Source organism: Glutamicibacter sp. 2E12, assembly GCF_050030965.1.
Classification (GTDB): Bacteria; Actinomycetota; Actinomycetes; order Actinomycetales; family Micrococcaceae; genus Glutamicibacter.
The window spans coordinates 2721138-2741158 of sequence record NZ_CP188297.1 but is presented as its reverse complement, the minus strand read 5'-3'; the positions used below and the strand labels follow the sequence as shown (position 1 = coordinate 2741158).

Sequence of the window (20021 nt, the reverse complement as noted above, 5' to 3'; positions counted from 1 at the left end):
GATCAGCCTATTTTTGCCTAACTAGGGCAGACAAAGATCTTCACCTCATCCTTTAGTAGGAGGGTAGATAACTAACTGTTCAACGGGAAAGGCCCAAAACAAGCTAAAGGCCGCATCTCCATATGAGATGCGGCCTTAAGCCCAGGAGCTGCTTTGCACTTAGTACCCGCGTCCGCCAGCCATCGCTTCAAGCCGTGCGATGCGATCCTCCATAGGCGGGTGGGTGGAGAACATGCGCTTGAGGCGCGAGCCGAATGGATTGGCGATCATCAGGTGCGAGCTGTTGACCAGCTTCTGGTCATTGGAAGCCAGCGGAGCCTGCGTAATCCCCGATTCCAGTTTCCGAAGCGCGCTCGCCAACGCCAGCGGATCATTGGTCAGCTTGGCTCCGTCCTCGTCTGCATCATATTCGCGGGTGCGGCTCACGGCCATCTGGATGATCGACGCTGCCAGTGGCGCCAGCAGGGAAAGGGCAATCAAGGCGATCGGATTCACCCCGCGGTTGTCATTGCTGTTGCCGCCGCCGAAGAACATCAGGAACTGGGCAACGGAGGTGATAACGCCCGCAACCGCGGCGGCGACCGAAGAAGTGAGGATGTCCCGGTTGTAGACATGCATCAGCTCGTGACCCAGCACCCCGCGCAATTCGCGTTCGTTCAGCAATTGCAGGATGCCTTCGGTGCAGCACACCGCCGAATTCTGCGGGTTGCGGCCGGTGGCAAAGGCGTTCGGCGAAGTGGTTGGCGAAACGTACAGTCGCGGCATCGGTTGCTGCGCGTTCATCGACAGCTCACGCACGATTCGGTACATTCCCGGCTGTTCCGCTTCGCTGACCGGGTAGGCGTGCATCGAGCGCAGAGCCAGCTTGTCGCTATTCCAATAGCTGTAGGCAGTAGTTCCGAGGCCGATCAAGGCAAATATCCAAATGAACATCGAACGGCCGGTGCCCGCAGATATCAGCGAGCCAATGGCCAGCAGCAGGGCAAACATTCCGCCCATCAAAAAGGCGGTTTTGAGTCCGTTGTTATGTCCATGCACGGCGATGCACTCCCTCAATGAAGCAAACCAAGTTGGTGTTCTCTAGTCTAGTCAACGACTGGAATTCCATTTATGTTCCGGTGAAAATATCACAGTGCCGTGTGGAATGGCAGGCACCGCCGGCCTCGGGGAATATCCAGACGGCGGGAACGTTGTAGTTTTAAGATGCGGTTCCACAACTTATTTCCCGGTGGGCCGCTCCCTTGATCCATTTTGTTTCTGAAAGTGTGCGTCCTGCATGTCCGTAAGTACCGCTAAACCGATCCGTTCAGAACATAGCTACGGACTGATCCAAGGCACCGCCGCGTACCTGATTTGGGGCATGCTCCCGGCTTACTTCCTATTGCTGCCTGACATCTCGGCCTTCGAATTCGTTGGCGTTCGCGTGATCTTCTCGCTGGTTTTCTGCCTGCTGCTGCTGGCGTTCACACGCCAGGTCAAGCAGTTCCTTGCGATGTTCAAGGATTCCAAGACCATCTGGCAGTTGGGACTGGCTAGTGTTCTGATTGCAGCTAACTGGACTCTCTATGCACTGGCGGTCTTGACCGGACATGTGCTGGAAGCCTCGCTGGGCTACTTCATCAACCCAATTGTGGCAATCCTTCTGGGTGTCGTCGTCCTGAAAGAAAAATTGCGTCGGCTGCAATGGATCGCTGTTGCCATAGCCACCGTTGCTGTACTTGTCTTGACGATCGGCTTGGGACAGGTCCCTTGGATTTCCCTCGGCTTGGCTTTCTCCTTTGGCTTCTATGGCCTGGTGAAGAACAAAGTGGGCCAAAGCGGAACTGCGCTGGGGTCCTTGACCATTGAAACCGTCTGGCTGACCCCGTTGGCCATCGGCTATCTGGTTTGGCTGGCCGTTGACGGGAAGTCTGCGCTGTTCTCGGCTGATGTTCTTGGCCTCTCGCTTTTGGCAGCGAGCGGCATCATCACCGCAGTACCGCTCCTGCTCTTCGGGGGTGCAGCTCGTCGCCTGCCTTTGAGCACCCTGGGCTCATTGCAATTCCTCGCCCCGCTCTTGCAGTTCATCCTGGGCCTGCTGGTCTTTGGCGAGCACATGCCATTCGAACGCTGGGTTGGTTTCGCCTTGGTATGGGTTGCGGTGCTCTTCGTGCTCGTGGACATGATGCGAATTCCACGCATTGGCTCCATGCCGGAACCGAAAAAGTTGGTCTGAACGCCCGGTTGCACTCACCGCCGATACAGCGAATGCCTCGAATCTCCCGTGGGAGGTTCGAGGCATTCGCCGTCTAGGACCAGTTTTGAGCTACTTAGGCGATAGCCTTGCGGATCGCATCTTCCAATACGTTGAATGCATCTTCGAGCAGCTCGTCGCCGATCACCAGCGGAGGCAAGAGGCGAACCACGTTGCCATAGGTGCCGCAGGTGAGGATCAAGACGCCCTGGGCCAGGCATTCGGCTGCGATGGCCTTGGTCAGCTCGGCGTCCGGCTCCTTGCCACCAGCCTTGACGAATTCCATTGCGACCATGCCGCCACGGCCACGGATGTCGCCCAGTTCCTTGATGTCCTTCTGCAGCGCACCGAAGCGGGTGAAGAACTTCTCTTCGATCTCGCGGGCGCGGCCCGCCAAGTCCTGCTCTTCCATGAACTTGATGGATTCCAGAGCCGCGGCCACAGCAACCGGGTTGCCGCCGTAGGTGCCGCCCAGGCCGCCACCGTGCACCGAGTCCAGCAGTTCGGCACGGCCGATAATGCCAGACAGCGGCATGCCGCCGGCGATGCCCTTGGCCAGGGTGATGATGTCAGGCTCAATGCCTTCGATGTCCGAGGCGAACCAGGCACCGGAGCGTGCGAAGCCTGCCTGGACTTCGTCGGCAACGAAGACAATGCCGTTTTCCTTGGCCCATTCGGCGATGCGCGGCAGGAAGCCGGTGGCCGGAACGATGAAGCCGCCCTCGCCCTGGATCGGCTCGATGATGATCGCAGCGATCTGGTCGCCGCCGATCTGCTTCTCCATTGCCAGGATCGCGCGCTCGGCTGCTTCCTTGCCGGAGATGTTCGGGTTCTCTTCGCGGTATGGGTAGCTCATTGGCATGCGGTAGATCTCCGGTGCCAGTGGGCCGAAACCGCGCTTGTATGGGGCGGCCTTGGCGGTCAAGCCCATGGTGAGGTTGGTGCGGCCGTGGTAGGCGTGGTCGAAGGCGACTACTGCCTGGCGGCCGGTGGCAATGCGGGCTACCTTGATGGCGTTCTCTACCGCTTCGGCACCGGAGTTGAAGAAGACTGCACGCTTCTCGAAGTTGCCCGGAGTGATGGCAGCCAGCTTCTCGGCCAGCTCGATGTAGTTCTCGTACGGAGCGACCATGAAGCAGGTGTGGGTGAAGCGCGCTGCCTGTTCGGCGACGGCTTTGGCTACTGCCTGATTCGAGGCGCCAATGGTCGTTACGGCGATGCCGGAGCCCAGGTCAATCAGCTGGTTGCCATCGACATCGACAATGATGCCGCCATCAACCTCTGCCGCATACACCGGCAGGCTGGAAGCTACGCCGGCAGCAACTGCCTTGGCTCGGCGTGCGGTCAGTTCCTGCGACTTCGGGCCGGGGAACGGACCATTGATCTTGCGCTTCTGGTCAATGCGGTAGGTAACGTCCATGTGATTGTCCTTCCAGAAATTATTCGTGAGCTCACTGGCCCTATTGTCTCTATAACTAGAGAGTATTCTCCCGGCTGCCCGGCCACTACGCGGATCGGCACAACACGTTTCGTGTCGCATAGTGCATCTGCACAGGAAAAGGCCTCTTCATTCCAAGCCGGGGCTTGAAACGAAGAGGCCTTCGATCCAGATGCTTGCAGGTTCTAGTTGCCTGCCGAGCCAGCAGGCTCGATCACATCGTCATCGTGCTTTTCAGGATGACGATTCAGGCTGATCAAGGCGATGGCCAGGCCTCCCCAAATGGTCAGCATGGAGATAATCATGAAGACAATCGCTATAGGACTCATGGCTAGTATTCCTTCCTGGACACTTCAGGGACTTCTTCTGCCTCGACGTTCGCACGATGCTGATCGAACTCGGGGTCGTTTTTCTTGGAGTTCTTGCTCCAAGGGACCAGGGACAGCAGGACCGCGCCGACAATCAATGCCCCGGCCATGCCCCAACCGAAGATCCCGAGGAACCAAACAGGGTAGTCCTCATAGGGAGTTGCAAGCTTGGTCTGGATTTCATTGATCAGCATGTAGCCCAAGACAGCTGGGCCCACGCCGCCGACCAGGACCATCCAGCCGGTACCCAGCTTGATGGAGCTGTGGCGGTTCAAGTGCTTGGCCAGCTTAGGCAGCATGCCCAGGCCTGCACCGAAGACGATCACGATCACCAGTGCGCAAGCGAGGATGCCGAACTGGTTCACGAACGCATCCATGGTGTCCAGCAAATACAATCCAGTGGTGGTTGGGAACAAGATCATGGAGATCAATGCCACTGGAACGACAACAACCAGGGTGGCCGACTGGCGCTTCCAGCCCAGCTTGTCCTGGAAAGCCGCAACAATCACCTCGAGGATCGAGATCAACGAGGTAATGCCGGCAAAGACCAGCGAACCGAAGAACAGCACGCCGATGACGCCGCCCAAGGGAGCCTGCGAAACGATGGTCGGGAAGGCGATGAAGGCCAGGCCGATTCCGCTGGTTGCCACATCGTCGACGGAGCTGCCGGCGTTGTACGCCATGAATCCCAGGGCCGCGAAGACGCCGATGCCGGCGAGCAGCTCGAAGCTGGAGTTGGCGAAGGCTACAACGTAGCCCGAACCGGTGAGGTCGCTCTTGCGCTTCATGTAGGACGAGTAGGTCACCATGATGCCGAAGGCCACCGACAGCGAGAAGAAGATATGGCCGAATGCCGCTGCCCACACCGAAGGATTCGACAGCGCCTCGAAGTTCGGCGTGAAGAAGGTATTCAAGCCGTCCACAGCACCTGGCAGGAAGACCGACTGGATAACGAGAATCAGGAACATCACGATCAGCAAAGGCATGAAGATCGCGTTGGCCCGCGAAATGCCCTTGTTCACGCCAGCAACCATGATCACGATGGCGATCAGCCAAACGCACAGCATCGGGAAGAAGACGCTGCCGACGAAGTCGAACCCGACAGTGACATCGTCCGCGACCTGCAGGAAGTCGCCCATGAAGAATCCGGCAGCCCCGTCCGGGTTCTTATCCCACGCCTTGGTGACCGAGAACCAGCAGTACATCGCGGCCCACGCAATGATGGCCGCGTAGTAGATGGCGATGATGAAGCAGACCAGCACCTGCCACCAGCCCAGGGCCTCGGCCTTGCGGTTGGCCCGGCGGTATGCCAGCGGAGCAGAGCCGCGGTAGCGGTGACCGATGGAGTAGTCGAGGAACAGCAACGGAATGCCGGCGCAGAGAATTGCGACCAGATATGGGATCAAGAATGCGCCGCCGCCGTTTTCGTAGGCGACGTAAGGGAAACGCCAGATGTTTCCCAGACCAACGGCCGAACCAATCGCTGAAAGGATGAACAACTTTCGGGAGCTGAAAGTTTCACGCTTCTCGGTTGCGAGTGGAGCGCCCTGTGATGAAGATGGAGTGCTCATGTGTCTAAGCTACTGCAAAATTTTCACATTGTGGTCATTTTTCGAGGTCGCGTGTCCATATTTTGAGCAATTTGCTGAATCGGGAACTTTTCGCCAGCCCTCTAGAATGGCTACATGGCAATTAGTTTACGCGGTCTTCTGGAACATGACGAGCTCGACCTTCGACCGCTGACTGAACACACTCATCGCGATGGCATGGTCATCACCTGGGGTGCGGTGACCGAGCTGCTTGACCCGTCGCAGTTCCTCACCGGGCGAGAAATCGTGTTGACCACCGGGGTGCGCCAGAAGACCAAGGCCGCACAGCGGCAGTTCGTCAAAGTCCTTGCGGCCAACGATGCCGTAGCTCTGGGTTTCGGCACAGGCCTGGAACACGCCTCAGTCCCGCAAGCGACCGTTGAAGCCGCCCGCGAAGTAGGGCTTCCGGTCTTCGAGGTGCCCTATCAGATACCCTTTGCCGCAATTACCCGGCTGATCGCCGAAGCACTGAATTCCGACCACCTCAAGCGTGTTGAAAGCCTGCTGAAATCCCACCAGAAGCTGGCCCAGACACTGCTCTCCTCGGATCTGGACAGCATGCTCGAGGAACTCGAGCGAATGCTCGGCACCCAGGTAGCGCTGACTCTGCACGGCGAAGTGATCAGCGGGGACTATGATCCTGCACGTTCCTGGAATGAACGACCGGTGGCGACGGGCCTTCGTGATAAGTGCACCCTGCATATTGCAGAACCGTATGTCCACCATCCAGTGGTCGATTACGCGCAGTCGCTGATCGGGCTGGAACTGGCCAATAAATCCCGTCTGCGCGCCTCGCAGCGCCATGCCAACGGCCAGGTGCTCGAGGACCTCGCCACTGGCGCCCTGGTTGGCGCCGATGCCGCTGGCCGCCTTGGGGCACTTGGCTTGAATACCCAGCGTGAGCACTCGGTCATCCTGGTGCAGGCTCCTGCACAGGTCGAGCGCTTGCAAACCCTGCCACTGCCCGCCGATCTGTCCTCGCAGGTCTCAGCCATCATAGATGGCCGCTTGGCGATCATTGTCGCGCACAGCAAGCTGCAGCTGTCCATCAAGCACCTCGACGAGTATCTGCTCGCGGCCGGCCTTCCGGCTCGGGTGGGCTACGGCGGGCGCTACCCGAATACCACCGGCATCCGCTGGAGCTACTTCGAGGCCCTGGAGTCCCTGCGCCACGGAGAGCGGGTCAACGAACCCACCAAGCTTTCTCTCACCTCGCTCCTGCTCGCCGCCCACGAGGTTCCGCTGCAGGATTTGGCCATCGAAGCCCTGGGCCCGCTGCAGGAATTCGACGCCTCCCACGATTCCGACCTATTGCTGACCTTGCGTGAATACCTCAACCGCGATGGCTCGGTGGGGGCCGTGGCCGAGTCCTTGGGCCTGCATCGCAACACAGTGCGCTACCGGATCCAGCAAATTTCAGATCTCTCGGGCTACGACCCGAATGTGACTAGCGACCGAGTCCAGCTCTGGATCGCGTTGAGTGCCCTTGAGCTGGGCTAATCTCGATAGGATAAGGACATGGCAGACATGTTTCTAGAGAAGTTCTGTTCCCTGGTTCCCAAGTACTTGGAAGACCAGTGGAACGAAGCCGATGGCTTGAGCGCCGAAGAATTGCGCGAAGGGCTGGCGCAGTCCGAGGTTTCAATTCCATTTGTCCTTGAAGAGTTCTATCGTGCTCTGGGCAACAATGAGGATTTCATGGAGGCCTACCACTACTTCTTCGACCCTGAAGAACTGGAAATCGAAGACGGCTACCTCCTGTTCCTGGAAGATGAGGAAGAGAAGTTCGTGTGGGGCTTCAAGGCATCCCAGCTCGATGTTCCGGATCCAATCGTCTACCGCCGCAGCAATGCCAAGGGAAAATGGACCAGCGAGGAAGGCACCTTCAGCGAGTTCACCCTGGACATGTACACCTGGGTGTTTGAAGAGCTGGCCGCCGAATTGGAGGACTAGTGCTCCACCGTTCCCATGAACCAGCCAACTACCAGTGTCCCTTCTGCGAGCTGGTCAACGACCAGCCTTTCAGCCAGGACAACTTGTGCGCGCCCACGGATCTGATCTACCAGACAGATCTGGTGGCAGCAATCATGGCTTGTGATGGGTTCGGCAATTACGGAGGGCACGTGATGATCATTCCGACCGCGCATCTGGAAGCGCTCTACGATCTGGATGAGCAGACCGGCGCCGCGATCATGCGGGAGACCAAGCGCGTTGCCTTGGCGATGAAGCTCGCCTGGAATCCCGAGGGCACGAGCACTCGGCAGCACAATGAGCCTGCGGGCAATCAGCATGTTTGGCATTACCATCAGCACGTTTTCCCGCGCTACGCCGATGACGAGCTCTATCGGCAGCTGCGCCACCGGGTATCGATCCAGGATCGGGCCAGCAAAGCGCAGCAGCTGCGCCAAGCGCTCTTTTCCCCCGAGCATCCGCAGCCGCTGGTCCCGGAGAACATCGTCCGATAAGCACGAGGGCATGACGCTGGCGCGCGCGGGCCCCGGGAACGAGAATTCGTTGCCGGGGCCTGCTTGCCACTTATGGGAGACCTCAGGCATTTTCCGCTCAGCACTAGGGCCATGCTCCCGGTTTACAGGAATATCATCATTAAGGTGGTACTGCATCTGTCAGGACCTTCATAAGATGTAAACATGAATCCCCTGGTCCCGAATACCTACGAACTGATTATTTTCTACATCATCCCGGCGCTTGTGGCCATTGGCCTGGTCATTCTCGCCGTCAGATTCTTTACCGCCAGCAAGAATCGTCCTGCGAGTAAAGCGTCAACCGACGACGGGCAGAACTGCAACGACCAGCTCTAGCAGGGATCTGGCAGCAGCCGTGGGCAAAACAGAACCCCGGAAGACCTATGCAGTCTTCCGGGGTTTTGCTTGTTCGAGCTTGCCTAGGCTTCGCGGGTAACAACCGCATCCGCGAAGGAAATCAGCGCCTGCTTCACGGTGCCCTCGGGCAGTGGAGCCAAGACGGCAATCGCGTCATCGGCCCACTGGCGTGCGGCCTTCCATGCATCATGGATTGCCTGGTGCGAGGTGACAGCTTCCACAGCGGCCGCCAGTGCTTCATCGGTGGCCAGGTCCGCATCAACCAGTTCGACAGCCTGCTGCGCTTGCGCGTCGCCCTCGGCTGCTGCCTGGCGCAGCAGCAGAATTGGCAAGGTCGGCACGCCTTCACGCAAATCGGTGCCCGGAGTCTTGCCCGAGTCGGCTTCCGTGGATGCCAAGTCGATCACGTCATCGGCGACCTGGAAGGCAACGCCAACCTTTTCGCCATACTCGCGCAGTACCTCAATGTACTGCGGGGCGCCACCGAAACGGGCGCCGAAGGCTCCGGAGGTGGAGAGCAACGACGCGGTCTTGTCGCTGATTACCTGGATGTGGTGCTCGATGGCATCGTCGCCCTCGCGCGGGCCGATGGATTCATGCAGCTGTCCGAGGCACAAGCGCTCGAAGGTGCGCGACTGCCACATGACTGCTTCTGGGCCCAGCTCGGATCCGAAGACCGATGCACGGGCGAAGATCAGGTCGCCAGCGAGAATCGCCACCGAGTTGCCCCACACCTCGTGAGCAGTTGGTGCACCGCGGCGCATTGGAGCAGAGTCCATGACGTCATCGTGGTACAGGGTTGCCAGGTGGGTGAGTTCCACTACGGCAGCGGCCTTGATGACATCGTCATTCACGCCGTCGCCCAGCAGGGAAGTCAGCAGCACCAGCAGGGGACGCACTCGCTTGCCTCCGGCCTCAACGAGGTGGCGGCTGGATGCGTCGATCAAGGGGTCGGAGTTGGCCAGCGCGTCGCGCAGCAGCTTCTCCACCTTCGCCATGCCGATGGAAATAGCCGGACCGAAGTCCGGGTCCTCGGCCAGCAAAGCGAAGCCCGAGGGAAGATTGATGGCCGCAGCTAATGCAGCGGTTTCAGGATTCAGCTCAATCGAGTCGGACACGTCGTGTCCGGCTGCGGTCCAGTTGCTCTTCGAATCAGTCACTGTTCTACGGCTTACTTATCTTTCATCGGGTTGGCCATCGCGGTATGCGAAGGCAATCTGCCTGCAAGATGCACGCAAACATCTCTTCACTCTAGCCGATGCTTTCCACTGCACATTGCCGGCATGGCCAGACCGGGCATACCGGTCTGGTACCAGCGACCTAGGAGGTCGATTTAGAGTTTACCGGGTTCCCCCAGCACTTCTCACCAGACCCGGCCGATCTCACAGGGGTGACCACGGACACCCGCAAGCCTTTTCCCCCGGCATTGCGCGGTAGGCTTAGCGTTATCATGTCTGCAGATTCGCCCGTTCTCAGCGCCAGCGCTCATCAGCCGTCGGCTCCTGTTCTCACCAGCATCACCTTTGAATACCTTGATGCCCCCGAAACACTAATTGCCGACTCATTGCGTCACCGAAGCTTGGTCTGGACCCGCAATGGCCACGGGCTGGTTGGATTTGGCACTGCGGCCCGCTTGCACACCCACGGCGAAGAGCGCTTTGCGCGTGCCCGTGCCTGGCTTGCACAGGTAATAGAACAGGCACAGATCATTGACCCGATCGCCCGCCCCGGCAGCGGCCTGGTGTCCTTCGGTTCTTTTGCGTTCTCCTTCACCAGCGTCTTTGAATCGCGCATGGTGATCCCGCAGCTGGTGATCGGACGCGATGAGGAAAAGTCCTGGATTACCATCACCGGCAGCGCAGAGGAACTCGACGGGCTGACCTACCAGCAGGCTTTGGCACGCGCCGAAGCCGCGATGGCCGATGCGTCGTTGCCAGCGAGCGAACCGGGCAGCATTGAACTGACCAGCGGGCAGCTGACCGCCGGTTCCTACCTTGATGCCGTGGATCAGGCGCTGGGCCGTTTCGAGGAACGCGGAATTTCCAAGCTGGTGCTGGCCCGCGATGTGTTGGCGCATAGTTCCACCCCGATCAATCTTGCCCGCGTGGTCGATGCGCTGACCGAGCACTATGGCAATTGCTGGACCTATTCAGTGGACGGCCTGGTAGGCGCTACCCCGGAGATGCTGGTGCGCGTTACCGACGGCTTGGCCGAGGCCCGCGTATTAGCTGGCACGCTGGACCGCGCGGCCACTGGCGCCGAGGACCCCGGTTTCGCGCACCGCAACCTCTTTGAAGATCCGAAGCAGCGCAACGAGCACCAGCTGGCCATAGATTCGCTCACGGCTTCCCTGAATCCCATTTCGCACGGCATGAGCGCGCCGGAAGAACCTTTTATTCTGCAGCTTCCCAATGTTTGGCATTTGGCCAGCGACGTACGCGCCCAGTTGCGCGCCGATGCCGCCGGCGTTCTGCCTACCGCACTGGATGTTGCCGAGATTTTCCATCCGACCGCTGCCGTGTGCGGCACGCCGACCAAGAAGGCTGGCGTGCTCTTGCGCGAGCTGGAAGGCATGGACCGCGGACCGTATGCCGGCCCCGTGGGCTGGGTTGACAGCCGTGGCGATGGCGAATTCGGCATCGCGCTGCGTGGCGGAATCCTGGAAGACGAAAAGCTGATGCGCCTGTACGCGGGTTGCGGCATTGTTCCGGGCTCGGTGCCCGAGGATGAACTAGCCGAATCATGGGCGAAGATGCGCCCCATGCGCCAAGCCCTCGGAGCCGAGTAGGCGCAGGCTGCACAGCGGATCAAGGCCGCTAGGATCGCACTGAGCATAAATAATACTTAGCCTCGACGCGACATGTGTGAGGTGAATCTCAGCCTAGTGTTGCCCCGGTTATGATTGTGGCTACGCACTGATCCACTCGCATAACCCGAAAGTAGGTTCTGATCCTATGCGTAGTCTCAAGAAGAAGTTCGCCTCCGCAGTTGCCGTCACGTCCGTTGCACTGCTGGCTCTCACCGCCTGCGGTTCCGGCTCCAGTTCCGAAGGTGAAGCCGAAGCTGGTTCCTTCCCGCTCAACGAAGGCAAACTCACCATTTGCTCAGACATTCCTTACGAACCATTCGAATTCGTCAAGGACGGCAAGAACGTCGGCTTCGATATGGATATCGCTGCCGAGATTGCCAAGGATGCAGAACTGGATCTGAACGTCATCGACGCCAGCTTCGACTCCATTGAATCCGGCCTGTTCAGCACCCAGTGCGATATCGCGATCTCCTCGGTATCGATCACCGAAGAGCGTTCGGCCAAGATGGACTTCTCCACCCCTTATATGGATGACGATCTGGTGCTGATTTCGGCTGACGGTTCTGAAATCAAGGATCTTGAATCCGCCAAGGACAAGAAGGTCGGCGTCCAGCAGGCCACCACCGGCGAGAAGTACGCCAAGGAACAGGGCTTGAGCAACATTGTTGGCTTCGAGGATGCCGGTTTGCAAACCCAGGCACTTCTGGCTGGCCAAGTGGATGCATTGCTGGGCAACCAGTCGGTATTGGGCTACGCGATCAAGGATAAGGACGGCTTCAGCGTCGTGGCCGACTTCAAGACCGGCGAGCAGCTGGGCATTGCAGTTCCGCAGGACCAGCCCAAGACCCTGGAACTGGTCAATGGCACCCTCAAGCGGCTGGCCGATGCAGGAACCATGGAAGAACTGACTGTGAAGTGGTTCGGCGAGAAGTAATTCTCGAGCATCAACTGATTCCAAGGCAAGCGGGGGCATGGACTGCACCCACAGGTTGGCAGTCCAGCTTCCGCTTCCTTTATGAGAGGTAATCAAGCATGGCAATGACTACACGTCAGCGCGCCCGCATGAGCAAGACCATTCAAATCGCCATCTTCATCATCGCGATCATCGCACTGGTCTTGGCCGTTGATTGGAACAAGGCCATTTATGCCTTCTTCTCCTTCGACAAATTGGGACCGATGTTCCCTGGCATGATCTTGGTCGGTCTGAAGAACACGATCTTCTACACGATCATCTCCTTCGCCTTCGGCCTCATCCTGGGTCTGCTTCTGGCCCTGATGAAAATGGCGTCCTTCGCGCCATATCGCTGGTTCGCCACTGCATTTATCGAATTCTTCCGCGGTATTCCAGCCATCCTGGTCCTATTGGCCTTCGGCTTCGGCTTGCCTCAGGCGTTCGGAACCCAGTGGCCGCAGCCGGTCAATGTCATGTGCGCCTTGGGCCTGGTCTCGGCCGCCTACATCGCTGAGACCCTGCGTGCAGGCCTGCAGGCGGTGCCCAAGGGGCAGACCGAAGCTGCCCGTTCGTTGGGCATGCCAGCGTGGCGTGCCATGGTCACCATCGTGATTCCGCAGGCGTTCAAGATCGTCTTGCCGCCCATGACCAACGAAATCATCTTGCTGACCAAGGACACCTCGTTGGCATTCATCCTCGGTGCGTCGATGGCCCAGTACGAAATGACCAAGTTTGGCCGTGACGGCATCTCGCAAATCGATGCCGGCATCACCCCGCTGGTCGTCGCCGGCCTGTTCTACTTGGTGATCACCATCCCGCTGAGCTTGGTGGCCCGCAAGTTTGAATCCCGCGCCGCCAAGACCAAGCGATAGATAGGACTTGAAAATGTCGACTGACACCAATGAACTTTCAGTCCATGCTTCGGGCGTGGAAATCACCGGACTGCGCAAGTCCTACGGTAGCAACGAAGTGCTCAAGGGCATTGACCTGAATGTTGCTCCGGGCGAGGTTGTCTGCCTGATCGGCCCATCCGGTTCAGGCAAGTCCACTCTGCTGCGTTGCGTGAATTTGCTGGAGCAGCCAAACGGAGGAACCATTATGGTCGGTGGCTTCAATGTCACCGATCCCGATGTGAACCTGGACAAGATGCGCCAGCAAGTAGGCATGGTCTTCCAGCAGTTCAACCTCTTCCCGCACCTGACCGTGCTGGAGAACTGCACGATATCCCCTATCAAGGTGCTCAAGCGCAAGAAGGCCGACGCCCAGAAGGTCGCGTTGCGCAATCTGGAACGTGTAGGCCTGGGCGACTTCGGCGATCGCTACCCCGACCAGCTTTCCGGCGGCCAGCAGCAGCGCGTGGCCATTGCCCGAGCGCTATCCATGGAACCAACGCTGATGCTCTTCGATGAGCCAACCAGTGCATTGGATCCGGAGACCGTGGGCGAGGTCCTGTCCATTATGAAGAATCTGGCCCAAGCGGGCATGACCATGCTGGTGGTCACCCACGAGATGGCTTTCGCCAAGGAAGTTGCTGACCGCGTGTTCTTCATGGACGGTGGCGTCGTGGTGGAAGAAGGCAAGGCCGTGGATGTCATTGGCAATCCGCAGCAGCCACGTACCCAGGACTTCCTGCGTCGCGTGCTCGATCCCACGCACGTGGATATCTGAGTTCAACTGCAAAAATTCCCCTGCGTTGCCCGTCTTTGCCGACGGGCAAGGCAGGGGAATTTCTTTTGCCCTAGGTCGTTGGCCAGGAAAGCTGCCCGATCTTCCGGTTCAACTCAAGATTCTCCGCGCGCAGGCTGCTCCGTGATGCCGGCACTTCAATCAGGCGCAGGTTCGCCGGCTGCCTTGCAGCCAAGATGGCGCTAAGCTCTTCCTTGCTTGCCGCCATGGCGTACTGCCAACCATAGGCTTCGGCGAGCGCAGGCAGGCTCAGCTGCTGCGGCGTGGCAAAGAGGCGTTCCACCGCATTGGCGTAGCGGCCCGAGGCATCCACGGCTCCGTGCTCCAGTGTGGAGAAGATTGCTCCTCCCCCGTCGTTGTAGACCACGATATCCACCATTGGCTGCTCCTCGCCGGGGGTCCAGGACAGCGAACTGGCGTCATGGGCGAAGGTGATATCTCCCATTACCGCCAGTGTGCGCCGCTTGCCGCCCTGGGCCAGGCCCAAGGCGGTGGCAATGGTTCCATCAATTCCGGCAAGGCCGCGGTTGGCATGCACGGTCATGGTTCGTCCGGGCGCGGGGCGGGCCGCCAAGTCGAAGTCGCGAACTATATTCGATGAGCCAAGCAGGAGAACTTCTGGTGCGTGTTCCCAAATGGCGTCGGCGACATCTACCCCGTTAATCGCCGATTCGCGGCTGAGGCCCTGGCGCACGGCCAAGGCCTGGGCATCGAGCTGCTGCCATGCTTCCAGCCACCCCTTTGCACCGGTGCCGGCGAACTCCTGCAATTCGCTCCAAGAGCTGACCGGGGTTTCGCGACGCCGGCCCGCTTCATACCAGGCCACCGGCTGAGGCTGCCAAATCACCGATTCGATCGCCGGGTTGGCCAGAAGCTGGCCCACCGGGCGGCTCAACGTCGGACGGCCAAAGAGCACCACGCGTTCAATGCGGTCCATGCCCGCCGTGATCAGGGGACGGTAGTGGCCAATGGCGTTGGCCGAGAACCGTGCGTTGGAAGATGGCTCGGCAAACAATGGCAGCCCCAGGCCATGGGCGAATCGTTGCGCTTCCTGCCCGGCGCCATGCCCGGCGACGACAATGCTCCGGCGTGGCTTCAGCTGCTGGACCGGCAAGCTCGCTCTGTCCAGCTGGTCGTGTGCCTTCCACTGCCCCGGCTCAACTGCCGTCCAGCTTTGGCTCTCGATCCTCTCGTCCTGTGCAGGGGTGAGCGGATCCCGGAACTGCAGATTCAATTGGACCGGACCTGCGGCAGTGTGCTGGTCACCGGCCAAGGCCAGTAATGCGCGTTGGACCTCGTGTTGCGGATCTGCCCCAGCGGGGACATTGGCGGCCAGGCGAACGTGCTCGCCAAAGAGGGTTTTCTGGCGCGTGCTCTGGCTGGCACCGGTGCCGTGCAATTCATCTGGACGGTCGGCAGAAAGGACCAGAAGTGGTGTCGCGGTGTGGTTGGCTTCCATTACTGCAGGCAGCATCTGCCCGATGGCCGAGCCGCTGGTGGCGGCGAGGGCTACCGGCCGCATGGTGCTTTGGGCGAGGCCCAGTGCCATGAAGGCCGCGGAGCGTTCGTCGATGCGCACATGGATATCCAGGATCCCGGCGGCTTCTGCCTCGGCTGCAGCATAGGCCAAGGGCGCGCTGCGCGAACCGGGAGAAATCACCAGATCCCTGATCCCGGCACTGATCAGGGCGGCGAGCACATGGCGAGCTGTAGTGATGGCGCGTTGCTCGCCAGGTTGCTGCATTCCCACGCCGCATGACTCCTTAAATTCCAAAGCTGAAGGCAATGATCCAAGTCTATGCCTTGACGTGCCGGTCAACCGACTTGGAACGGCAAAGGGCGCCGGCCGGATCCCGGAGAGGATCCTGCCGACGCCCTTGCACTGCAGGCTAATCCGACTTATTTGTCGTGACCCTTGCCTTTGTCGTGTCCCTTGCCCTTGCCGTTGCCCTTGCCCGGCTTCGCATCTTGCTTGAAGACCTGGACGACCGATGGGCGCGGGCCGTAGAACTCGCCCTTGCCGGCTCCTCCTGCGTTCTTCACGAAGTCCGGGAACAGCGAGGTAGGGCTGGCGAAACTGCCACCTTCACCCGGGTGCTGCACCGCGACGAAGACCGAGTTGTCCTTGTCATGGATCAGCGGGCCGCAGGTCTCTGCACCGGTTGGCACGGCCAGGAACTGCTCGACACGGCCGCGATCCTTGCCGGTCAGGGTGACCTTGTGCAGTGCATCGGAGTAGCCGATGGTGCCAGGGGCGCCGTCGGTGGAGATCCACAGGTTGCCCTTGGAATCGAATGCCAGGTTATCCGGGCAGGAAATTGGCGAGACCTTGTCCGTTGGGTAGCCGGAGAAGTAGGTCGATCCGTTCACATTTGGATCGCCGGCAACCAGCAAGATGTTCCAGGTGAACTTCGCGGCGGTGGCGTCGTTGCCGGCTTCAGTGATTTCCAGAACGTGGCCGTCGCGGTTGCGTACCCGTGGGCTGACCTCGGTTGCGCCTTCCTTGCCGTCCTTGCCGCGGTCGGTGTTGTTGGTCAGTGCCACGTAGACCTTGCCGGATACCGGGCTTGGCTCTACGTCTTCGGGACGGTCCAGCTTGGTGGCGCCGACCTTGTCAGCTGCTTGGCGGGTGTAGACCAGCACCTCGTCGATGCCCATGCCCTCCACCTTGGATTCGCCGTTCTTCACCAGTGGCAGCCAGGTTCCCATGCCGTCGAAAGCACCATCAGACGGAACTGCGCCGCTGCCGTCGATCTCGCTTGCTGGAGAGTTGCCGGCGAACTTGGCAACGTACAGGTCGCCTTCGGAGAGCAAGCCCATATTGTGCTTGCGATCGTGCTTGGAGAAAGTGTTTTTCGAGACGAACTTGTACAGGTACTCGAAGCGCGAGTCATCGCCGGAGTAGGCAACAACCTTGCCGTTCTTGGCAATGCGAACGTTGGCGCCCTCGTGCTTGAAACGGCCCAGGTTGGTGTGCTTGACCGGGGTGGACGAAGGGTCCTGCGGATCGATTTCGACTACCCAGCCGAAACGGTTGGCTTCGTTTTCGAAGCCTTCGTTGTGCAGGCCGAAGCGCGGGTCGCTTTCTTCCCAGCCACGGCCGGTCGCGGCGGCGCCAATGCCGTAGCGGGATTCCTCGGCGGTGCCCTTGCCGCGGAAGTACTGGTCGAAGTTTTCTTCACCGGAGAGTACGGTGCCCCATGGGGTGGTGCCTCCGGCGCAGTTGTTCAAGGTGCCAAGAACCTTGGTACCGGTTGGATCTGCGGCGGTCTTGAGCAGGTCGCTGCCTGCGGCTGGGCCATCGACCCGGAATTCAGTACTAGCGGTGATGCGGCGGTTGCGTTCGCCGCCCTGCACGTAGCTCCACTTCTTGTCATTCTTCTTGCGCTTGACCTCGACCACTGAGAAGCCATGCGCGTTCATCGCGATCTTGCGGGCTTCTTCCTGGTTCGCTTCGAACCAAGCCGAGTCGAACATCATGTCTTCATTGGTGTATTCGTGGTTGGCAACCAGCACGCCGGTGCGTCCCGAGTACTTGTCGACAATGATGTCCAGGTAGTCGCAGTTGTAGCCGAACTGCTCAGCCTGCTTGCGGGCGGACTGCTTGGAAGCATCGAATTCCGCGGTGTTCTTGAAGAGCGGGTCGCCCCAGCGGATGATGGCATTCCAGTCATAGCCTTCTGGAACGGAAACAGTATCCACCGAACGCGACACCGGCTCAATGGCATCGAATGAAAGGTGCCCGCCCTTGCCTGGCTTCATTGGAACCAGTGGTGCCGCGGTAGCGTCGGCTGCACCGAAAAGCTGCGGGCCGATGACCAGGGCTGAAGCACCGACGGCGCCCAGGCCCAGCATGCTGCGGCGGGAGAGCGATTTGTCGGCAATGTCCTTGAAGTAGCCGTTGGACGAAGTGTTGCAATCTGGCTTGGTGCAGGCGTCGGCGCACTTGAAGTGGCAAGTAGCTGCAGAACGACCGCCGCGGGTGTGGCCCAGCATTGGCAAAAGGGTACGGGTTGGATTCATGATCCGCTCACTTCCTCAGTATGTGGCTCATTGTCAGGGGAATGACTCGAACTGAGGTTTTCACTTGGAAGTGTTTTAAATGCAACGCAAAGGTTAACGCCGGGGAAATAGATTCTTGCCTGAGGTTATCCCCTAGTCAGCTCGGCATAGCAGGACTCCAGGCGTTGCAGCCACCAGCGCACGCGCGCCTCTTGCGGACGCAAGCCATCCAATTTCCGGTGATCCGGCTCAATGCGACGCACCGGCAAGTACCCAGCGGTGGCCAGCAACGGCTCGGCACATACGTCTTCGGCGAACAAGGTGCCCGTCGCAAGGCCGCAGGCATAGGGCAGTTCTGGCAGCGCGCTGGCTAAGGCGGCGGCTTGGGCCAGCCCTACCGAAGTATCCAGGGCGCTGGAGACGACAACATCCAGTTCCGCTTGTTTGGCAATTTGCAGCACCGCGCCGATGCCGCCCAGCGGTTGGGCCTTGATGACCATCAGATCTGCGGCGCCCAACCGCGAGACTTCCAAGGGGTCGGTGTGCTTCCGCACCGCTTCATCAGCGGCGATCTTCAAGGGGTTGCCGGCGTTGCGCAGTTGCTCGCGGACTTCTGCCAGCCCGGTAATGCCAGGCACTGGTTGCTCCGCGTATTGCAGGTCGTACTCGCTCAGGGCCTTCAAGGCCGGGACCGCCTGGGCAATATCCCATCCCATATTCGCGTCCACGCGCAGCGCTGCTTGCGGGTAGAGCCGACGGGCCTCAGCTACACGCGCCAGGTCCTGCTCAATCCCCTGGCCTTTTTCTGCCACTTTGATCTTGATGGTGTGCGGCGCGTCATAGCGTTCGAGAACCGCTCCGACATCTTTGACCGCAACTGCAGGCAAGGTGGCGTTGACCGGAATGCTGGTGCGCAACGGTTCCGGGAACGGCTGGTAAGCGGCCTCGATTCCGGCGGCTAGCCACCGTGAGGCTTCGGCCGGTCCGTATTCGGTAAATGCGGAGAACTCGCCCCAACCTTCCGGCCCGTTGATCAGCAGCGCTTCACGCTGGGTGACACCACGGAATTTCACACGCATCGGCAAGCGGACAACATGGGAATTTGCCAGCAGATCTTCAAGGGGCGGAAGTTCAACACTCATGCTCTAAGCCTATCGAGGGTGGGCATAGTTACATGCCTGAACTGTGCCGTTCCCCGTGCCGGATATGACACCCTAGAGATATGCCTCGCAATCCAGCATCCGCGCGCCCGCACCATATCAGGTGGTGGTGGGCTCTGCTGTTGCTGATTTCGCTGTTCTGCCTCGAATACGTATTTTTCGTCCAGCAGCGTGTGGGGCAATGGGCCGATCAGGCTGGATTCATAGCGTGGTCGCAATGGTGGCCCCGGACGGACCTGATTAATCCGATCCGTGAATTCCTGAATCTCTTGCCGGCAATCTGCGGCATCATTGCGGCAGTTTTCCTGCTGTATCGCGTGATTCGAGACCGGCGCTTCCTGCGGGCCATCGTGGCGGTCATCGCGGCCGCAGCCGCAGCGGGCAGCACGCAATTGCTCAAGCACGAGATCTTGTCGCGCCCGGATTTCAACTTCGGCACCACAGGAAATTCTTTTCCCTCAGGACACACCACCGCCGCTGCCGCCGCAATGGGACTGATGTACCTGGTTTCACCACCGAAACTGCGTCCGGTAGTCCAGCCGATCGCGTGGTTGTTCGCGACGGTGACCGGGGTGGCCACTTTGATCTGCGGTTGGCACCGTCCAAGTGACATTGCAGCTGGTTTCGTGGTGGCCGGATTCTGGATGGTCTTGGCCTCGGTCGTGCTCCAGCGCATCCAGCCGCTGAGCCATGAACTGCCAAAGGGCACCTGGTCGAGGAAAGTTGGGGCCGGCAGCCTGGTTGTCTGGGCTGCGGTAATCGGGCTCTCGTTCCTCCTGCCGCACCCGCATATCCAGAAGATCCCGGAGTTCCTGCAATTGGTCTACGCGGCATTGGGGATCATCCATGTCGTGGCCGCTTCGCTGGTATCCGGCTTGGTGCTGCGCTCGGTGGTTATCGGGCCCATGCGCACCTTCAATAAGTAGGGCGCAGGCCCAGAAACG

General features: G+C 59.8%; 18 protein-coding genes. 10 read left to right on the top strand and 8 right to left on the bottom strand.

What is annotated here, in order from left to right:
- Positions 1–159 precede the first annotated feature (159 nt).
- On the bottom strand, positions 160–1038 hold the full coding sequence (gene htpX, locus ACP3TE_RS12800; protein ID WP_105656899.1) for a zinc metalloprotease HtpX: 879 nt from the start codon (positions 1036–1038) through the stop codon (positions 160–162).
- Positions 1039–1276: 238 nt separating this feature from the next.
- On the opposite strand from htpX, the gene rarD reads away from it, so the two are divergent.
- Entirely contained in the window at positions 1277–2215 is a 939-nt protein-coding gene (gene rarD, locus ACP3TE_RS12795; protein ID WP_426733808.1) for an EamA family transporter RarD, read from the top strand.
- 94 nt (positions 2216–2309) lie between these two features.
- Here rarD and gabT read toward each other — a convergent pair whose 3' ends face one another.
- The 3 genes from gabT to ACP3TE_RS12780 form a co-directional block, all read right to left on the bottom strand.
- On the bottom strand, positions 2310–3653 hold the full coding sequence (gene gabT, locus ACP3TE_RS12790; RefSeq protein WP_426733806.1) for a 4-aminobutyrate--2-oxoglutarate transaminase: 1344 nt from the start codon (positions 3651–3653) through the stop codon (positions 2310–2312).
- Between the two features lie 203 nt (positions 3654–3856).
- Entirely contained in the window at positions 3857–4000 is a 144-nt protein-coding gene (locus ACP3TE_RS12785) for a methionine/alanine import family NSS transporter small subunit (protein ID WP_332487043.1), read from the bottom strand.
- 2 nt (positions 4001–4002) lie between these two features.
- The gene (locus ACP3TE_RS12780) at positions 4003–5610 is read right to left on the bottom strand and encodes a sodium-dependent transporter (RefSeq protein WP_426733804.1); all 1608 of its coding nucleotides are present in this window, start codon (positions 5608–5610) and stop codon (positions 4003–4005) included.
- Between the two features lie 114 nt (positions 5611–5724).
- On the opposite strand from ACP3TE_RS12780, the gene ACP3TE_RS12775 reads away from it, so the two are divergent.
- The 4 genes from ACP3TE_RS12775 (at position 5725) to ACP3TE_RS12760 (ending at position 8447) form a co-directional block, all read left to right on the top strand.
- Complete coding sequence (locus ACP3TE_RS12775; RefSeq protein WP_426733802.1) at positions 5725–7128, top strand: PucR family transcriptional regulator; 1404 nt, start codon at positions 5725–5727, stop codon at positions 7126–7128.
- Positions 7129–7146: 18 nt separating this feature from the next.
- A complete protein-coding gene (locus ACP3TE_RS12770; protein ID WP_105656905.1) occupies positions 7147–7581 on the top strand; it encodes a hypothetical protein in 435 nt (144 codons plus the stop codon).
- Positions 7581–8093: an HIT family protein gene (locus ACP3TE_RS12765; RefSeq protein ID WP_388022801.1), complete on the top strand. Its 513-nt coding sequence runs from the start codon at positions 7581–7583 to the stop codon at positions 8091–8093. Before ACP3TE_RS12770 ends, ACP3TE_RS12765 begins: the two co-directional genes overlap by 1 nt.
- A 183-nt stretch (positions 8094–8276) precedes the next feature.
- On the top strand, positions 8277–8447 hold the full coding sequence (locus tag ACP3TE_RS12760; protein WP_426733800.1) for a hypothetical protein: 171 nt from the start codon (positions 8277–8279) through the stop codon (positions 8445–8447).
- An 83-nt stretch (positions 8448–8530) separates the two neighbouring features.
- Here the strand turns inward: ACP3TE_RS12760 and ACP3TE_RS12755 are convergent, their stop codons facing one another.
- Positions 8531–9628 carry a polyprenyl synthetase family protein gene (locus ACP3TE_RS12755; RefSeq protein ID WP_332489060.1) on the bottom strand — a complete coding sequence of 366 codons (1098 nt, stop codon included), beginning with the start codon at positions 9626–9628 and terminating at the stop codon, positions 8531–8533.
- Positions 9629–9918: 290 nt separating this feature from the next.
- Here ACP3TE_RS12755 and ACP3TE_RS12750 point away from each other — a divergent pair, with 290 nt between their 5' ends.
- From ACP3TE_RS12750 to ACP3TE_RS12735, 4 genes are all read left to right on the top strand, one after another.
- Positions 9919–11256: an isochorismate synthase gene (locus tag ACP3TE_RS12750; RefSeq protein ID WP_426733798.1), complete on the top strand. Its 1338-nt coding sequence runs from the start codon at positions 9919–9921 to the stop codon at positions 11254–11256.
- A 166-nt stretch (positions 11257–11422) separates the two neighbouring features.
- Complete coding sequence (locus tag ACP3TE_RS12745) at positions 11423–12211, top strand: ABC transporter substrate-binding protein (protein WP_133833594.1); 789 nt, start codon at positions 11423–11425, stop codon at positions 12209–12211.
- A gap of 98 nt (positions 12212–12309) precedes the next feature.
- Entirely contained in the window at positions 12310–13101 is a 792-nt protein-coding gene (locus ACP3TE_RS12740; RefSeq protein WP_105656910.1) for an amino acid ABC transporter permease, read from the top strand.
- A gap of 13 nt (positions 13102–13114) precedes the next feature.
- On the top strand, positions 13115–13897 hold the full coding sequence (locus ACP3TE_RS12735; protein WP_133833593.1) for an amino acid ABC transporter ATP-binding protein: 783 nt from the start codon (positions 13115–13117) through the stop codon (positions 13895–13897).
- Between the two features lie 70 nt (positions 13898–13967).
- Here ACP3TE_RS12735 and menD read toward each other — a convergent pair whose 3' ends face one another.
- The 3 genes from menD to ACP3TE_RS12720 form a co-directional block, all read right to left on the bottom strand.
- Positions 13968–15659 carry a 2-succinyl-5-enolpyruvyl-6-hydroxy-3-cyclohexene-1-carboxylic-acid synthase gene (menD, locus tag ACP3TE_RS12730; protein ID WP_426736231.1) on the bottom strand — a complete coding sequence of 564 codons (1692 nt, stop codon included), beginning with the start codon at positions 15657–15659 and terminating at the stop codon, positions 13968–13970.
- A 155-nt stretch (positions 15660–15814) separates the two neighbouring features.
- A complete protein-coding gene (locus ACP3TE_RS12725) occupies positions 15815–17938 on the bottom strand; it encodes a PhoX family phosphatase (protein WP_332730742.1) in 2124 nt (707 codons plus the stop codon).
- 125 nt (positions 17939–18063) lie between these two features.
- Positions 18064–19059, bottom strand: a complete 996-nt coding sequence (locus ACP3TE_RS12720) for an o-succinylbenzoate synthase (RefSeq protein ID WP_332503352.1) — start codon at positions 19057–19059, stop codon at positions 18064–18066.
- Between the two features lie 80 nt (positions 19060–19139).
- Here ACP3TE_RS12720 and ACP3TE_RS12715 point away from each other — a divergent pair, with 80 nt between their 5' ends.
- Positions 19140–20003 carry a phosphatase PAP2 family protein gene (locus tag ACP3TE_RS12715; protein WP_105656915.1) on the top strand — a complete coding sequence of 288 codons (864 nt, stop codon included), beginning with the start codon at positions 19140–19142 and terminating at the stop codon, positions 20001–20003.
- The last annotated feature ends 18 nt before the right edge of the window (positions 20004–20021 follow it).

What these genes read in the sequence shown, in the direction of transcription:
- rarD (WP_426733808.1), top strand. Translation starts at nt 1,277, where the DNA reads ATGTCCGTAAGTACCGCTAAACCGATCCGTTCAGAACATAGCTACGGA.
- gabT (WP_426733806.1), bottom strand. Translation starts at nt 3,653, where the DNA reads ATGGACGTTACCTACCGCATTGACCAGAAGCGCAAGATCAATGGTCCG.
- ACP3TE_RS12785 (WP_332487043.1), bottom strand. Translation starts at nt 4,000, where the DNA reads ATGAGTCCTATAGCGATTGTCTTCATGATTATCTCCATGCTGACCATT.
- ACP3TE_RS12780 (WP_426733804.1), bottom strand. Translation starts at nt 5,610, where the DNA reads ATGAGCACTCCATCTTCATCACAGGGCGCTCCACTCGCAACCGAGAAG.
- ACP3TE_RS12775 (WP_426733802.1), top strand. Translation starts at nt 5,725, where the DNA reads ATGGCAATTAGTTTACGCGGTCTTCTGGAACATGACGAGCTCGACCTT.
- ACP3TE_RS12770 (WP_105656905.1), top strand. Translation starts at nt 7,147, where the DNA reads ATGGCAGACATGTTTCTAGAGAAGTTCTGTTCCCTGGTTCCCAAGTAC.
- ACP3TE_RS12760 (WP_426733800.1), top strand. Translation starts at nt 8,277, where the DNA reads ATGAATCCCCTGGTCCCGAATACCTACGAACTGATTATTTTCTACATC.
- ACP3TE_RS12750 (WP_426733798.1), top strand. Translation starts at nt 9,919, where the DNA reads ATGTCTGCAGATTCGCCCGTTCTCAGCGCCAGCGCTCATCAGCCGTCG.
- ACP3TE_RS12745 (WP_133833594.1), top strand. Translation starts at nt 11,423, where the DNA reads ATGCGTAGTCTCAAGAAGAAGTTCGCCTCCGCAGTTGCCGTCACGTCC.
- ACP3TE_RS12740 (WP_105656910.1), top strand. Translation starts at nt 12,310, where the DNA reads ATGGCAATGACTACACGTCAGCGCGCCCGCATGAGCAAGACCATTCAA.
- ACP3TE_RS12735 (WP_133833593.1), top strand. Translation starts at nt 13,115, where the DNA reads ATGTCGACTGACACCAATGAACTTTCAGTCCATGCTTCGGGCGTGGAA.
- menD (WP_426736231.1), bottom strand. Translation starts at nt 15,659, where the DNA reads ATGCAGCAACCTGGCGAGCAACGCGCCATCACTACAGCTCGCCATGTG.
- ACP3TE_RS12725 (WP_332730742.1), bottom strand. Translation starts at nt 17,938, where the DNA reads ATGAATCCAACCCGTACCCTTTTGCCAATGCTGGGCCACACCCGCGGC.
- ACP3TE_RS12720 (WP_332503352.1), bottom strand. Translation starts at nt 19,059, where the DNA reads ATGAGTGTTGAACTTCCGCCCCTTGAAGATCTGCTGGCAAATTCCCAT.
- ACP3TE_RS12715 (WP_105656915.1), top strand. Translation starts at nt 19,140, where the DNA reads ATGCCTCGCAATCCAGCATCCGCGCGCCCGCACCATATCAGGTGGTGG.